Below are 14,157 nucleotides of genomic sequence, written 5' to 3'. Positions count from 1 at the left end.
CACCTGCCGGGCGAGGTTCAGCAGGAGCAGCGAGCGGCGGTTGCGGAACGCCCGGTAGTTCGCGGCCATGAGCGTGCGCAGCGCCGGGTCCCGGTACTCCTGGGCGCCGACCGAGGCGACGAGCTGTGGAACGAGTTCGGCCAGGACCTCGGCCGACGGCACCACGCCGCGCTCCACGAGCGTGCCGATCGGCGCGCTCAGCGCGGGCTCCACGACACGCCGCACGGATGCCGGGACCACGGCCCCTTCGGGCAGCCCGGTCTTCGCGGCCTCGCGGGCCGAGACGTCCGCGACCAGTGGGGACACATCGGCCGCCCCGGTCTGCTGCGGGAGGCCGGACAGGCGGCTCAGAACGAGCTGCGCGAACGCGTGGTGCGAGGGCAGGGCCGCCTGTGAGGCCTGGCGGGCGCGCAACGTGCTGTGCCGCCCGGAGCCGGGGCGGCCGCGCCGCCGGACCATGGACTCCACCGCGTGCCGCAGCATCCCGAGGCGACGCGCGTCCAGCGGCCGGCCCGCGACGGTCTCCTCCAGGGCGGTGCGCAGGATGCCCAGATTCTCCTTCGGGTTGCGGTGCTTGCCGCAGCGGGTGTGGGCGGCGGCCAACTCCTGGTAACGCCGCAGGAGATTGGCCCCGCGCCGCTGCCAGGCGTCGTCGGGAATGCGCTCCAGTACGCGCCCGGCGCCCGCCGTCTCCAGCCAGTGGGACAGCAGTTCGTCCCCGAAGGGCTGCCAGACGGCCAGCGCCTCGCGCTGGGTCTCCACCGCGGCGTTTGGCCGCCGCGCGGACAGGGAGACGGCGACGTCGCCGACCGTACTGCGGTGAACCGCCCGGACGTCGGGAGCGGGAAGGTCGGAGGGCCGGGGTGTGAAGCGCAGCCGCCCGGCCCACGGCTCCAGGACCTCGACGAGCTCCAGGGCGCCGGCCACGTCCCCGGCCCGCACCAGCCAGGCCACGATCAGCAGCGCGGCCTCCTCGGGCACGGCGACCTCGTACCGCCCGCTGTCGAGCAGCTCGTACAGCCGTGCCAGCCCCGGTTCGGTCAGGCAGTACGCGAACAGGGCGCGGCGGTCGGCGGGGATGCCCGCCGCCGCGACGGCCTCGTGCTCGTACGGCTGGAGCGGGCCCTCGGCGCACGCCGCGGAGGTCGCGAAGCCTCCCCGTACGACTTCCGGCGTCACCCACGTGGGCAGGCCGGCGACCGGAGCGCGTGAGCCGATGGTCAGGCTGCCGTCGGCCATGCCGCTGAGCACGGCCTGCCAGCGGTCGACCCGGCGCGCGGCGCGCTCACGGGTTCCGGCGTCGTCGTGTGTCAGCCAGGTCAGGAAGGCCCGGGCCCGCATGGTCCCGGCGTAGCCGGAGGGGGGTTCCGTTCCCACGGAATGCTGCTGCTCAGCGTCATCGTTCATAAGCCGGCATGGCAGGTTCCGCCCCTGCGCCCTCCGGGTCCCGAGCCCGGTGCTCTGCTACTGAGCTACACGCCGATGAGATGCGAGATTAGAACGCTGCTTCGAACAGGTGCAATGACTTTTCCGACCCGCCGTCCGCCACGGACACCGGGCCCCGACGACACGGCACGGCACGGTCACCGGGAAACGGTTGTCAGAGGCGTCGGTTACGGTGACGACGACTCGGCCGCCCTCCGCCTCCGCCTCCGCCTCCGCTCGGGCGGGGACGACTGGCGTTCCCCTTCCGATTCCAGGAGAAGGACCTGCTGGTGACAACGTTTCCGGAGATCGCGGCCCTGCTGGGCGAGCCCCGGTTCAACTGGTCCGATCCCGCGCCCTGGACGGAGCTGGAGCAGGAACTCGGCGTCGAACTCCCCGCCGACTTCCGCGAGATCACCGACGCCTACGGTTCGATCGAGATCAACGAGCAGCTGTATCTGCAACATCCCGCCAGTCATCTTCTGCACTCCCTGGGCAGGGACGTCAGAGACGATCTCGTGTTCTGGCGCGAGGCGGACATGGCGGAATTCCTGCCGGGCCCGGTCGGTTCGGCCCCCGGGGAGCTGATACCGGTGGCGTCGGCGACGACGGGCGAGGCGGTCTTCCTCCGCGTGCCCGACGGCCCGTCGGCGCCCTGGCGCGTAGTGGTCCAGGAGTTCGACAGCCCGGCCTGGACGCTCTACGAGATGACGTTCGGGGAGTGGCTGCTGGCCTATCTCAAGGGCCGGGACGTGACCCTTTGTTCGCGGAACCGCGCTCCCGACGGCCCGTTCTACGCGTTCTTGCCCTGAGCACCGGGCGCGACGGTGCCGCCGTCCTCCGTGCGGTGTGCCGCGGCCCGCAGAGTGGCCGCGGCCGCCATGCCCGCGACCACCCCGAAGACCAGGGCGGCGGGGACGTGGTCGCCGAGGCTGTCCGCCAGGGAGGCCGGGCCTCCGTAGGAGTCCGCCCCGTCCACGGCCATCCGCAGGGTCTGGCAGGCCAGCAACCCGAGCACGGTCGCGCACACGGCGCCCGCCGCCATCGCACAGACGGTGGCGCGGGTGAGCAGCGAGGGCAGGAGGCGCAACGACCACCACACCACGGCGAGCAGCAGTGCGTCGACGGCCCGGTGCAGCAGCCAGTCGCCGATCGGGGCGCCCGCCGGACCGGACCAGGCCCCGAGCAGCAGCCACTGGCGCAACAGGTTACCCGGCTCCGCCAGGACCCCGGCACCGGGGGAGAGCGTCTGGATGCGAGCGGCGACCGGCTGGTACGAGAGGAGCACCAGCGACACCGCGGTCACCAGCGTCCCGGCGGTGGCGGCCAGGCGGGCGGAGCGCACCGGCACCACCGCCCGCGGTACCGGACCGGAGTCCTTGGCGGTGATCCGTGCGAGCAGCACCGCCGCGGCCGCCGCGGCCGGAGCGGTCGCCACGACGATCTGCCGCCCGTCGGACATCGCGCTCGCCAGCTGGGGCAGGAAGCGGAAGCCGCCGTTGCCCCGCGAGGCGATCAGCCACGGCGCGGACACCGTCACCGCCAGCGTCCCGGCCACCGGGCCCCAGGCCCACAGCGCGAGCAACGTGGCCGGCACGCGCCCCGTCACCGGCGGCAGCCTGCGGATCAGGAGCAGTGCCCCGGCGCCGAAGAACGCGAAGACCGCGGCGAACCGGATCTGCATCCCGGTCCGGTAGAGCGTGAGGTAGCGGGCGCCGTCGCCCGTACCGGAGACCCCGCCGCCGGACGACCGGAGCGGGACGGGCGGGTCGTACGACCAGGGGGTGAGCCAGCGTTCCAGGTCGGCACTGGCCCGGCGGGCGATCAGCCCCGTGCTCCCCGGCAGATGAAGGGCCTGCGCGCTTCCCCCCGCCCACCACAGGAGCGCCGTGAGAAGCAGCGCCGCGGCGACGGCCGGAACAGCTGCCTGTCGATACGTCATCCTCTGCCCCCGTTCCGACGGTCCGACCGGCGAACCCCTGGCCATGGAGCGTACGAGCCGCCGGTCACATGCGGATCACAGCCGTACGTCGACTTTCCCGAAGTCCTCCCGTGCACGCGGCTTCCGCTTGCGGGTAGCGTCTTGCCCACGACGACAAGGGAGTTGCCGATGACGGAACGCGCTGTTCCGGACCGGGTGGTCGCAACGGAGCGCATCGCCGCCGAACTGGGTTTCAAGAAGAGCTGCATCCGTGAGGTGGGCAGGCTGCTCAGCACGGCCGCCGCCGCGAAGCCGCACGGCGTCGTCGCGGAGAGCGGCACCGGCTCGGGAGTGGGCACCGCCTGGCTGCACAGCGGGCTCGGCGCCGGTGCGCGCCTGGTCACCGTGGAACGCGACGAGGAACTGGCCCGCCGGGCCGCCGATGCCTTCGCGGACGACGAGCGGGTCACCGTGCTGACCGGGGACTGGCGGCTGCTCGAGCAGCATGCACCCTTCGACGTCTTCTTCTGCGACGGGGGTGGCAAGCGGGACGACGCGCATCGGGTCGTCGACCTGCTCGCACCCGGCGGGCTGCTCGTCCTGGACGACTTCACCCCCTCGTCCGACTGGCCGCCGCGCTTCGAGGGCGAGGTGGACGAGCTGCGCCTCTTCTACCTCACGCATCCGGACCTGGAGGCCACCGAAGTGCTCACCACACCGACGAGTTCGGCCGTCGTCGCGTCACGGCGCCCGTAGCGCGGCGGCGCCGTCAGGCCCCGCCCGGCTGCCGCGCCGCGCGGGAGCGCCGGTGGGCGGCCACGCGTTCGCGCGTGGCGCACCGGCGGGAGCAGTAGCGGCGCTCCGGTCCGCTGCCCTGCGTGATGAAGACGTCGCGGCAGCCGGCCGAGGCGCAGATCCTGCCGGGCGGCTGCTGCCGGTCCCAGACGAGGACCGTCAGGGCCACGCAGGACGAGGCGATGAGCCACTCGTCCCAGGGCGCCTCGTCGTCACGGTCGAGATGGGGGTGCCATGGGGAACCGCTCCCGTGTGAGGTCAGCCGGAGCGCACCGGTGTGTTCCCGCAGGAGGCGGTTGAGGCCTTCGGCGGCTTCGTCGGTGGTCCGGGCGGCGAAGACCTCCCGCAGCAGGGCGGCGGCCGCGCGCATCGCGGCGACGTCGTGAGCGGTGAGACGGACGGGGTCCGTCTCACCGTGGGCGCGGAGCACCTCGGCGACCTCGGCCGGGTCCGAGGAGCCGTCGTCGAGAACGTTGACCAGCGCGGCCGTCCGCCGGGCCATGGCCAGCACGGAGTGCCGGGTGGACCAGTCGTCGATGGGGGAGAACACCCGCGCAATGTAACGCATATTGCGGAGTTTTGAGTTACCTCCGTAACGTCTCAGCCATGAAGAGGCGTTACCCGCTCCGGCTCTACCTGGCCGGAGCACTGGCGGCCCGCGCCGGGGACGAGATGTCGGGACCGGCGCTGCTGCTGGCGGGATTCACGGCGGCCGGATCGCCCGGCGACGCGTCGTCACTGCTCGCCGGCATCACGGCCTCCGCGGCGGTGGGAGGGCCGGTGCTCGGGGTGCTTCTCGACCGGGCGGCGAGGCCGGGACGTCCGCTGGCCGTGGCCCTGATGCTGTACGCGGCCGGTCTGGGGGCCGTGCTCGCGACCCTGGGGCGCCTCCCGTTCGCCGTCACGGTCCTGATCGCCGTCTGCACGGGGCTGCTGGGGCCGGCCCTGTCGGGCGGGTGGACGGCCCAGCTGCCCCGGGTGGTGGCCGGCGACCGTCTGCCCCGGGCGAACGCGCTCGACGCCATGACCTTCGGCGTGGCCGGCCTGGTGGGCCCCGCGCTCGCGGGCGGCGCGGCGGAGCTGCTCGGGGGGCCGCCCGCCGTGGTGATCGCCGCGGGGCTCATCGGGGTGGCCCTGCCGGCCGCCTGGCTGCTGCCCGCCGCGCCCGGTCGCGCCGACCGCCCGACGCCGGGACCGGGCCCGCGCTCCGGCCGCGTGGTCCGGCTGCCGCCGGTGTGCGGCGAGATCGCCGCCGGAGCACGGGCCATCGTCCAACGGCCGTTGCTGGCCCGGGCCACCCTGAGCTCGGTCGTCTGCTGCGTGGCCCAGGGCATGCTGACGGCATGCACCGCACCGATCGGCGAACACGCCCTGGGCGGCGCGGGGCGCGGGGCGATGCTCCTCTTCCTCGCCGCGGTCTCCGCGCTGGCGGCCAACGCCGTACTCGTACGGTTCCCGCGCCGCGCCGAGCCCGCCACGATCATCCGGGCCGGCGCACTGGTCCAGGCCGCGGCCCTGGCGCTGGCCGCGTCGCTCCGGCCGGGCCCGCTGATCGTGGCGGCACTGCTGCTCGGGGTCGGCGAAGGCCCTTTGCTGACGGCCCTGTTCGCGGTCCGTCACCGCGAGGCCCCGAATCGGCTGCGTGGACAGATCTTCACCACCGGCGCCAGCCTGAAGATCACCGGATTCGCCCTGGGAGCCTGGGCGGCCGGACCGCTCGCCGCCCGGTCCCTCCCCGGCACGCTCCTGCTCGCCGCGAGCGTGTCGGCGCTCGGAGCACTCGCGACGACCAGGGGCGGACATGGCGCTCCGGGGTCTACGGAGCCGGATCCGGGAGGACGTCCCTGACGAACACGACCCCGTCGACCCCGGCCAGGTGCGCCGGGTCGAACGAGGCATAGCCGTAATAGGGGGACACCCGGGGTGCGGGGAGCGTGTCGCCGAGCGCGGAGGCCAGTCGGCCGGCATCGACGAGGCAGTGCTCCTGCGGGAGCGCGTACAGCAGCCCCTCGACGCTGTCCGGGGACGGGACGTCCACGCCCCGGTGCCGGATCGTGCCGAGCGCCGTGGCGAGGAACGCGTACCGCGTACCCAGCCGGGCATCGACCAGCGCGCCCGCGCTCCACCACTCCAGCGGGAGACCGCCCATCCGCATCGTGCTCCGCTCCCGCTGGAGATGGCCGTTGTGGGAGTGGACGAGCGCCGGGCCCCGCTCGGCGACGGCGAGGAGATTGCCGGCCATCATCGAGTCCCGCAGGCTCACCAGGCGCGCCATGCGGTTCGGTGCGGGGTCGGCCATGCGGTAGTGGTAGCGCAACAGGCCGGTGGCAGTGCGCGCGTACAGCTGCGCCCGGTGCCATTCGTCGCGCGAACCCGTCGCGAGCAGCCGAGGCGTCTCCGTGTCGAGCAGCGCCGCCAGTTCGTCGGCGAGCAGCCGCAGCTCCCCGGCCCCGGCCGACCGTCCCACCGACCGGTCCGGGTCCGTCATCGCCGCGGGCTCGGTCCACCGGCCGTCCGCGCCGAGCAGGCCGTCGAGGGTCTCCGCGGTGCACGGGAGCAGCGCCCCGTCCAGCCGGGCCGCGAGGTAGCCGTGGAGGGCGCCGAGGGACTGCCGGGGGCTCGCGGCGCCGGTGATCTCCAGCGGACCGTCGAACCCGGCGAAGCGGAGCCGGTCCTCCTCGGGCCGGCCGTCGTTGAACGCCCGCATCCAGCGGACGAGTTCACGATTGCCCGGCTGCGTTCCCCAGCCGTGGCTGAACCCGCGCTCCATGACGGTGTCGAGGGCGCCCGTGCCCGAGGTGACGTAGTCGTCGACGACCAGTCCCATCAGGCAGTCGCTCTCGATCGCGATCGTCCGGTAGCCCTCCTGCTCGACGAGTTGCCGGAAAAGATCGTTGCGCAGGCGCAGCAGGCCGTCCTCGCCGTGGGTGGGTTCGCCCAGCGCGAGCAGCCGGGGCCGGTCCGGGAGCAGACCCATGACGGCGGCGGCGTCGACGCAGTGAGTGGTGTGTGCGATGTCAGTGACCATGCCTTCAACGCTATCGTCGAAGCGTCGGTTGAGACTTTTCCAGGAAATCAGCAGGGATTGGATGCGAAACCTTCAAAGTGACAAGAAGCTCAGGCCGATCGACCTGGCACGACGGCACGGTCTGTCGACCCAGGCGGTCAGGAACTACGAGCAGGACGGCATCCTCCCGGCCGCGGACCGGACGCCCCACGGCTACCGCACCTACACCGAACTGCACGCGCAGGCCCTGCGGACCTTCCTCGCCCTGATGCCCGGCCACGGTCACCAGCCGGCCGCGTCGGTCATGCGGGCGGTGAACGACGGCGCCACCGAAGCCGCGCTGCGCCTGGTCGACGAGAGCCACGCCCAGCTCCTCGACGACCGCAGAACCCTCCGGGCCGTGGAGAGCGCCCTGGCCGGACTGGCCCCCACCAGGACGTCCGGCCCCGGCGCCGAGGACGTGCCGATGGGTCCCGGCGCCGACGGCACGTTCATCGGGCCACTGGCCCGAGCACTCGGCATCCGGCCCGCGACGCTGCGCACGTGGGAGCGCGCCGGCCTGGTGCGCCCAGGCCGGGACCCGAGAACCGGCTACCGCGTCTACCGGGCCGCCGATGTACGGGACGCCCGGATGGCCCACCAGCTCAGACGCGGCGGATACCCCCTGGAACGGATCGCCCCGCTGCTCTCCCGAGTACGGGCGGCGGGAGGGCTGGAACCGCTGGAGTCCACCCTGCACGACTGGCACGGCCGGCTGGCCACCCGCGGCCGCGCCCTGCTCGCCGGGGCCGCCGAACTGGACGCGTATCTGCGGGTGCTCGACGCGGCGGGCGGATCAGGAGCGGCGCCCCCACGCGGAGACCAGAGGAGCGGTGGCGAGGTCCAGGCCACCCGCGGCCACGTTGGCCAGGTGACGGTCGATCTCCGCGTCGGTGGCGAGCCCCTCGGCCAGCAGCAGGTGCCGGATCTGCCGTACGGTCGCGGCTTCGAGGACCGCGCAGGCCGGTGAGGTGATCGGGAAGTACGCATCGGCCCCGATGTCGTCCAGACCGGCCTCGCGCAACAGCCGGGGCAACGTCCTCCCGTACGCGAGGTCCGCGCCGCGCCCCGCCATCAGAGAACGGAAACCGGCACGCAGCCGGTTCGCGAGCCGTTGCTCGGGGCCGGACTCGTCCGGGCACAACAGCGGCTGCAGCCCCGGGTCGGCGTCCTCCAGGAGCAGCCATCCGCCGGGCCGCAGCGCCTGGATCATCCGGCGCAGCGCCTCGGCGCGGTCGGTGACGTGGACCAGGACCAGCCGGGCGTGGACGAGGTCGAAGGCGCCGGGCGGCGGTGGGTCGGCCGCCACGTCGTGACGCAGCACCTCGATCACGCCGCCGTCGATGCCGCCGGTCCACGAAACGTCGATGTCGGTGGCGACCACCGCCCCCGTCGGCCCGACCCGCTCGGCCAGTCCGAGCGGCACGGACGGGGAGCCGGCACCGACCTCCCAGCACCGCATGCCGGTGGTGATGCCGAGGCGCTCGACGTGCCGGAACGTCACCGGATCGAACAGCTCGCCGAGGGCGCCGAAACGGATCCCGGCCTCGGACTGCCGGTTGTCCAGCAGGTAGCCCTGCCCCGCGGGGTGATCTGAGGTGCCGGGCTCAGCGGCATCGGGTACGGCCATGGGCCGATTCTCGCAGAGGACGAGGACCGGGACCCGCCTGCCCGGCGCCCCCGCGTGACGGGAGCGAGGCCACCGGGCCCGCGTCCGGCATGCGGCGGGCATCGAATCGGTACCGACCGGTCCCGGCGGCGCGGCCCGGCCGCACACAGTGGTTCCGCGCTCCTGCCGCCAGGACGGATTGTTGTCAGCCGGTCTCCGAAGTGCCCGGGCGCCAGCCCCGGCGGCGGGCCCGGGGAATGGTGAACACGATGAAGCCGGTGACGAGGACGGCGGCCCCGGCGGCAGCCGTGACGGCGATCGCGGTGGTGCGGCCGCCGTGTCCCTCCGGCGGTGGCATGCGCAGCGCGGCCGGGTCGGGGGAGGCCGGTGCGGACGGGGCGGCGGCGAGCGGGGCGGTCACGGCCGCGGCGGGGTCCACCGTGCCCGCGCCGACCAGTGCCCTGTCGGCCGGGATGTGATACGCCGTCGCGGTGAGCCGGTCGGCCAGCTGCGCGGGCGTCAGCCCGGGGTGCGCGGCGACGGCGAGCGCGGCGGCACCCGCCACGAAGGCGGTGGCCAGCTCGGCGCCGTCGCCGGTGAAGCTGCCCGTGCCGCCGGGCCCGATGCTCATCACGGCGGTTCCGGGCGCCGCCAGGTCGGGCGCGGTACGGGGGGCGAGCTCCTGGTCGGGGACGCCGCCCGGTTCGAGTGCGGCGACGGCCAGGACGTCCGGCAGCGCCGCCGGGTAGGCGGCCGGGGCGGGAGCGTTCCCGGAGCCGGCGGCGGACCTGTTCGACGCGTACGCCGGGGCGATCACCAAGGCGCCGCGCCGCACCGCGTTGCGGACGGCCGAGGCCAGCGCCGGGCTGCTGGTGGACAGGGCGATCGGCACGTCGATGACGCGGGCGCGTCGGGCGACGGCCGCGTCGATCCCGGCGGCGACGCTGTTCGCGGTGGCCGTGCCGTCCGCCGCCGTGGCGCGGACGGCGACGATCCGGGCCTCCGGGGCGACCCCCGCGAAGCCCGCACCCCGGCGCGGCGCGGCGGCGATCAGACCCGCGACGAACGTGCCGTGGCCGATGCAGTCGGTGCCGGAGCCTGCCGAGGCGGGCGTGACACGGCCCGCCAGGGCCGGGCTGTGCCGGGCGTCCACACCCGTGTCGACGACGGCCACGGTGGCCCCCGCGCCCCGGGTGGTCTCCCAGGCACGGGACGGGGCGATGTACTGCTGCGCCCACGGGACGTCGACGGGACGCTTCTTCGACGGCTTGACGCATCCGCCGCCCTGCGGCGGGGCCGAGGAGATCCGGGGCAGGGCGGTGTCCGCCGAGGCGGGGGACGCCGCCGCGAGCGGCACCGCCACGGTCAGGGCGGCTGCCAGCAGCACGGGAAGCGCGGGCACCGTCGTACGGGGTGGCCGGGTCATCGGGACGTGCCCCCCTCCGTGGCCGGGGCCTCGGCCCTGCCGGGCGCGGCGGTCCCGGGGCGCGGGGCACGGGCCGGTGAAGCGCCGGGCGTCGCGGTGCGCGGCCTGCCCGGCGTGCCGGGGGCGGGGGCCGCCGCGCCCGGCACCGAACGGGGCGCGGTGCGTTCCTGCCACGGGGTGCGTTCCTGCCACGGGGACGGGGACGGGGAGGCGGAGGCCCCGGTCCTCGGGCGGCGCGGGTCGCGTACCGGGGCCGGCGCCGGGGGAGCGGAGTCGGAGCCCGACGGTGTTCCGGCCGAGCCCGACGGGGTCGCGGCGTTCCGGGGGCGGGGGGTGGCGGGCGGCTGGGCGACGACCCTCGGGCCGACACCGGCCCCCGCGTCGGATCCGGCGGTGGCGCGGGGCCGGAGCGCCGGCCGGACCGGCGCCTCCGCCTGCCGGGGCGTCTCCTGCGTGCTCTCGTCCAGCACCGCCCGCGGACAAGCGGGGTTGAAGGACTCGAAACAGGTGGCGCACCGGCCGGTGTCGCGGAGCCTGCCCGTCACCTTGCGTTCCTCCGTCATTCCGTCACATCCTCGGGAAGCAGCAGCCGCAGCTGGTCGGTGTCGGCGTCCGGAAGCGACGCGAGCCGCCCGGCCTGGCGGGTCATCATCTGTTCGAGCACGGTGCGGGCGTAGCGGCCGTTGCCGAAGCTCGGGCCCCGGTCGACCCCGGCGAAGTGGCGGCGCAGCGCCTCCAGCGTGGCGGGCGCGCACTCGTAGCCGTCCCGGGTGCTCTGACGGTGCACGATCTCGACCAGCTCGTCCGCGTCGTACGAGTCGAAGGTGACGGTACGCCCGAAGCGGGAGGCCAGGCCGGGGTTGGAGCCGAGGAAGCGGGCCATCTCGCCCTCGTAGCCCGCGGCCACCACGACCGTGTCGTCACGGTGGTCCTCCATCAGCTTGAGGAGGGTGTCGACGGCCTCCCGGCCGAAGTCGGAGCCCGAACCGCCCTCGGGGGTGAGGGTGTACGCCTCGTCGATGAACAGCACCCCGCCCCGGGCCCGCGCGAACACCTCCTGGGTGAGCTGTGCGGTGTGGCCGACGTAGCGGCCGACGAGGTCGGCGCGCGAGACCTCCACCAGCTGGCCGCGCGGCAGCACCGACATCGCGCCCAGCAGCTCGCCGTACAGCCGGGCCACCGACGTCTTGCCGGTGCCGGGCGGGCCGGTGAACACCAGGTGGTGGGCGATGGCCGGGGCGGGCAGCCCGGCGGCCTTGCGGCGGCGCGCGGCGGACAGCAGATTGACGACGTCACGGACCTGCGCCTTGACCCCGTCCAGACCGATCAGGCCGTCGAGTTCGGCGAGCAGGGCGGTGAGCCGCTCGGACGGACCGCCGCCCGGACCGCCCTCGCCCGCGACGGCGGCGGCCGCCTCCTCGCCGACGTCGGTCGGGAGGAGAACGGTCAGGTCCTCCTCCGTGATGTCCGGGGACTCGGCGAGACGGAACGCCTGACGGTCCACCATCTCCTCGAACACCTTGCGGGCGGCGCGGGCGTTGCCGAACGACTCGTCGCGGTGCATCTGCTCGAAGTGGTGGGCGAGCGCCCGCTCGGTGTCCTCGCGGAAAGTGAAACGGTTCTGCTCGCCCTGGCGCTTCACGATGGTGAGCAGCTCGTCCACCGAGTAGTTCTCGAACTCCAGCGTGCGGCTGAACCGCGAGCCCAGACCGGGGTTGGACTCCAGGAAGCTCCGCATCTGCCGGGAGTACCCGGCGGCGATGACGACGACGTCCTCGCGGTGGTCCTCCATCAGCTTGACCAGGGTGTCGACGGCCTCCCGGCCGAAGTCGGGGCCGCTGCCGCCGTCCGCGGTGAGGGTGTACGCCTCGTCGATGAACAGCACCCCGCCGAGGGCCTGTTCGAAGACCTCCGTGGTCTTGATGGCGGTACCGCCGATGATCTTCGCGACGAGGTCGGCGCGGGCCACCTCCACCAGATGCCCGGAGCGCAGCACGCCGAGCGAGGCGAGGATCGATCCGTAGAGCCGGGCGACGGTGGTCTTGCCCGTGCCGGGCGGGCCGGCGAAGACCAGATGACGGGCGGTGGCCGGGACGGGCAGCCCCATCTCGCGGCGCCGCCGGGCCAGCTTGTTGAGGTTGACGAGCGTGGCCACCTGCTCCTTGACGGCCCGCAGCCCCACGAGCTCGTCGAGCCGGGCGAGCGGACCGGCCGACGGCCCGCCGTCCGCGCCCTCGGCCTCCGGCGCGGCGGCGCCGTCGCCGCGCCCGCCGAGGGCGTCGGGCTCACCGTTGCCGTCGCTGGTCAGCTCGTCCGCGGCGAGGCTGCCGCCCGGGGCGGTGTGACGGACCCCGGCTCCGGCGTTGCCGGTGACGGTGCAGCCCGCGGCGCGTACGGGACGTTCGGTGGCGACCCGGATACCGTCCGCCTTGCCGTCGGTGAACTCGCACTCCGTCAGCTCCGCGGTGGCGCCCGCGCCGATGAGCGCGCCGTGACTCCGGCTGCGCAGCACCCGGGCCCGGACAGCGGTCAGCCGGGCCTCGTCGTCGGTGACCGTGATGCCTTCGGTGCCGGAGTCCTCCACGAGGGTGTCGATGAGCTCGGGGGCGCACTTCCCGGCGGCGGCGAACCCGGCCGTCCGGCTGCCGCGGACGGCGACGTCCTGGAACGCGGGGCTCGCCCCGTCGACCCGGATGCCGCACTGCGCGGCGTCGAGGACCGTGGTCATCTCGACCCGGCCGCGCGCGTCGTCGCGGGCGTGCAGGCCGTGGCCCCCGGCCTCGACGATCTCGACGTCGCGGAGCCGGGCCCGGTTGCCGCCGGCGAGGACGATGCCGTGGCCGCCCGTCCGGTGCACGGTCACCCGGTCGATGCGGGGCGCGCTGTCGGCGTCGAGGAGGATGCCCTCGGCCTTGCCGCCGGTGACGAGGGTGCGCTGGACGGTGGGCGCGGCGGTGCCCCGTACCAGGATCCCGGCGGCGACGGAGTTCTCCACCAGGCAGTCCGAGAGGGTGCCGCGGGCCTGCTCGATCGCGACGATGCCGTTGCCGCCCGACCCCCGGGCCTCCACGTTGTTGAGGGCGGGCGCGGTGGTGGCGGAGAGCAGCACACCGTGGGTGGTGCTGTCCACGGCGGTGCAGCCGGTGAGAATGGGCAGGGCCGTGGAGGAGATGTGGAAGCCGATGGTGCAGCCGACGGCGCGTACGTCGGTGAGCCGCGTGGTGGCCTGTTCCTCCAGGGCGACCCCGGGCTTGGGGGTGCCCTCGACGGTGAGACGCTCGACGGTTCCGCCCGCGCGCCCGTTGGCGAGGAGGCCGTTGCCACGGGCGCCGCGGACCACGCAGTCGCGGATCGCGGGCGCGGAGTCGTCACCGAGCACCAGCCCGGAGCTGCCGAGGTCCTCGAAGACGCAGTCCTCGACGACGCTGGGCTCGGGGGACAGGTCGACGAACCCGGCGCCCGACGGGTTGGCGATGACGCAGTCGCGCATGGCGAGGGAGCCGTGCTCGCGGGAGAGCAGCGCGGTCCACGAGTCGGCGTGCACCCGGCAGCCCTCCAGGGCCGCCTGGCCACGGGGTACGTCCACGACGGGGGCGTCCTCGTCGCCGCCGCGCAGGATCAGTCCGGACAGTTTGACGGCCTCGGCGACGACCTGCACGGCGCTGCCCGCCCGGGGGGATATCTCGGGCGGGTCGTCGGGGTCGTCGGCGACGAGGGTGACCATCTTGGTGATGACCAGGCACTCGTCGTAGCGACCGGGCCGGAGGCGGATCACGCCTCCCGGGCGCGCGGCGACGAGAGCCGACGTGATGCCCTGGTACGGGTCCGTGACGATGGTCTGGCGGGCCATGGCGTTCCTTTCTGCGTCGTCGTGGTCGGCCCTCGGCCGGTTCCCCGATGCCCGGCCCCGAGGCGGCCGCCCGCACCGTGACGAC

The 14,157-nt window shown here is 74.5% G+C and carries 10 protein-coding genes, 1 tRNA gene and 2 pseudogenes; 4 read left to right on the top strand and 9 right to left on the bottom strand.

What is annotated here, in order from left to right; translation table 11 throughout:
- Both ACFCV8_RS31585 and ACFCV8_RS31580 read right to left on the bottom strand, forming a co-directional pair.
- Positions 1-1,407, bottom strand: a pseudogene (locus ACFCV8_RS31585) (hypothetical protein); the annotation flags it as partial.
- 3 nt (positions 1,408-1,410) lie between these two features.
- A tRNA-Pro gene (locus ACFCV8_RS31580) sits at positions 1,411-1,482 on the bottom strand.
- A gap of 233 nt (positions 1,483-1,715) precedes the next feature.
- On the opposite strand from ACFCV8_RS31580, the gene ACFCV8_RS31575 reads away from it, so the two are divergent.
- Complete coding sequence (locus ACFCV8_RS31575) at positions 1,716-2,237, top strand: SMI1/KNR4 family protein (RefSeq protein WP_376688918.1); 522 nt, start codon at positions 1,716-1,718, stop codon at positions 2,235-2,237.
- Here the strand turns inward: ACFCV8_RS31575 and ACFCV8_RS31570 are convergent.
- Positions 2,219-3,367, bottom strand: coding sequence for a hypothetical protein (locus tag ACFCV8_RS31570; protein ID WP_376688917.1), 1,149 nt, complete (start codon positions 3,365-3,367; stop codon positions 2,219-2,221). The two genes, ACFCV8_RS31575 and ACFCV8_RS31570, sit on opposite strands and share 19 nt — an antisense overlap.
- A 168-nt stretch (positions 3,368-3,535) precedes the next feature.
- Between ACFCV8_RS31570 and ACFCV8_RS31565 the strand changes: the two genes are divergently transcribed.
- Positions 3,536-4,102, top strand: coding sequence for an O-methyltransferase (locus tag ACFCV8_RS31565; protein WP_376688916.1), 567 nt, complete (start codon positions 3,536-3,538; stop codon positions 4,100-4,102).
- Positions 4,103-4,115: 13 nt separating this feature from the next.
- On the opposite strand, the gene ACFCV8_RS31560 is transcribed toward ACFCV8_RS31565, so the two are convergent.
- A complete protein-coding gene (locus tag ACFCV8_RS31560; RefSeq protein WP_376688915.1) occupies positions 4,116-4,709 on the bottom strand; it encodes a CGNR zinc finger domain-containing protein in 594 nt (197 codons plus the stop codon).
- A 38-nt stretch (positions 4,710-4,747) separates the two neighbouring features.
- Here ACFCV8_RS31560 and ACFCV8_RS31555 point away from each other — a divergent pair, with 38 nt between their 5' ends.
- Entirely contained in the window at positions 4,748-5,989 is a 1,242-nt protein-coding gene (locus ACFCV8_RS31555; protein WP_376688914.1) for an MFS transporter, read from the top strand.
- Here ACFCV8_RS31555 and ACFCV8_RS31550 read toward each other — a convergent pair.
- Positions 5,958-7,169, bottom strand: a complete 1,212-nt coding sequence (locus tag ACFCV8_RS31550) for an erythromycin esterase family protein (protein ID WP_376688913.1) — start codon at positions 7,167-7,169, stop codon at positions 5,958-5,960. The two genes, ACFCV8_RS31555 and ACFCV8_RS31550, sit on opposite strands and share 32 nt — an antisense overlap.
- Before the next feature lie 61 nt (positions 7,170-7,230).
- Between ACFCV8_RS31550 and ACFCV8_RS31545 the strand changes: the two are divergent.
- Positions 7,231-7,962 (top strand): annotated as a pseudogene (locus ACFCV8_RS31545) (TioE family transcriptional regulator); the annotation flags it as partial.
- Positions 7,963-7,983: 21 nt separating this feature from the next.
- Here ACFCV8_RS31545 and ACFCV8_RS31540 read toward each other — a convergent pair.
- The 4 genes from ACFCV8_RS31540 to ACFCV8_RS31525 all read right to left on the bottom strand — a co-directional run bounded on the left by ACFCV8_RS31540 (position 7,984) and on the right by ACFCV8_RS31525 (position 14,072).
- Positions 7,984-8,817 (bottom strand): methyltransferase domain-containing protein, encoded by an 834-nt coding sequence (locus ACFCV8_RS31540; protein ID WP_376688912.1) that lies wholly within the window; start codon positions 8,815-8,817, stop codon positions 7,984-7,986.
- A 184-nt stretch (positions 8,818-9,001) separates the two neighbouring features.
- Positions 9,002-10,222 carry a S8 family serine peptidase gene (locus tag ACFCV8_RS31535; RefSeq protein WP_376688911.1) on the bottom strand — a complete coding sequence of 407 codons (1,221 nt, stop codon included), beginning with the start codon at positions 10,220-10,222 and terminating at the stop codon, positions 9,002-9,004.
- On the bottom strand, positions 10,219-10,785 hold the full coding sequence (locus ACFCV8_RS31530; protein ID WP_376688910.1) for a hypothetical protein: 567 nt from the start codon (positions 10,783-10,785) through the stop codon (positions 10,219-10,221). Before ACFCV8_RS31530 ends, ACFCV8_RS31535 begins: the two co-directional genes overlap by 4 nt.
- On the bottom strand, positions 10,782-14,072 hold the full coding sequence (locus ACFCV8_RS31525) for an AAA family ATPase (RefSeq protein ID WP_376688909.1): 3,291 nt from the start codon (positions 14,070-14,072) through the stop codon (positions 10,782-10,784). Before ACFCV8_RS31525 ends, ACFCV8_RS31530 begins: the two co-directional genes overlap by 4 nt.
- Positions 14,073-14,157: the final 85 nt, after the last annotated feature.

Source organism: Streptomyces sp. NPDC056347 (assembly GCF_042262625.1).
Lineage (GTDB): Bacteria > Actinomycetota > Actinomycetes > Streptomycetales > Streptomycetaceae > Streptomyces.
The sequence above is the reverse complement of the archived record's forward strand: the minus strand, read 5'-3'. Positions and strand labels throughout refer to the sequence as shown.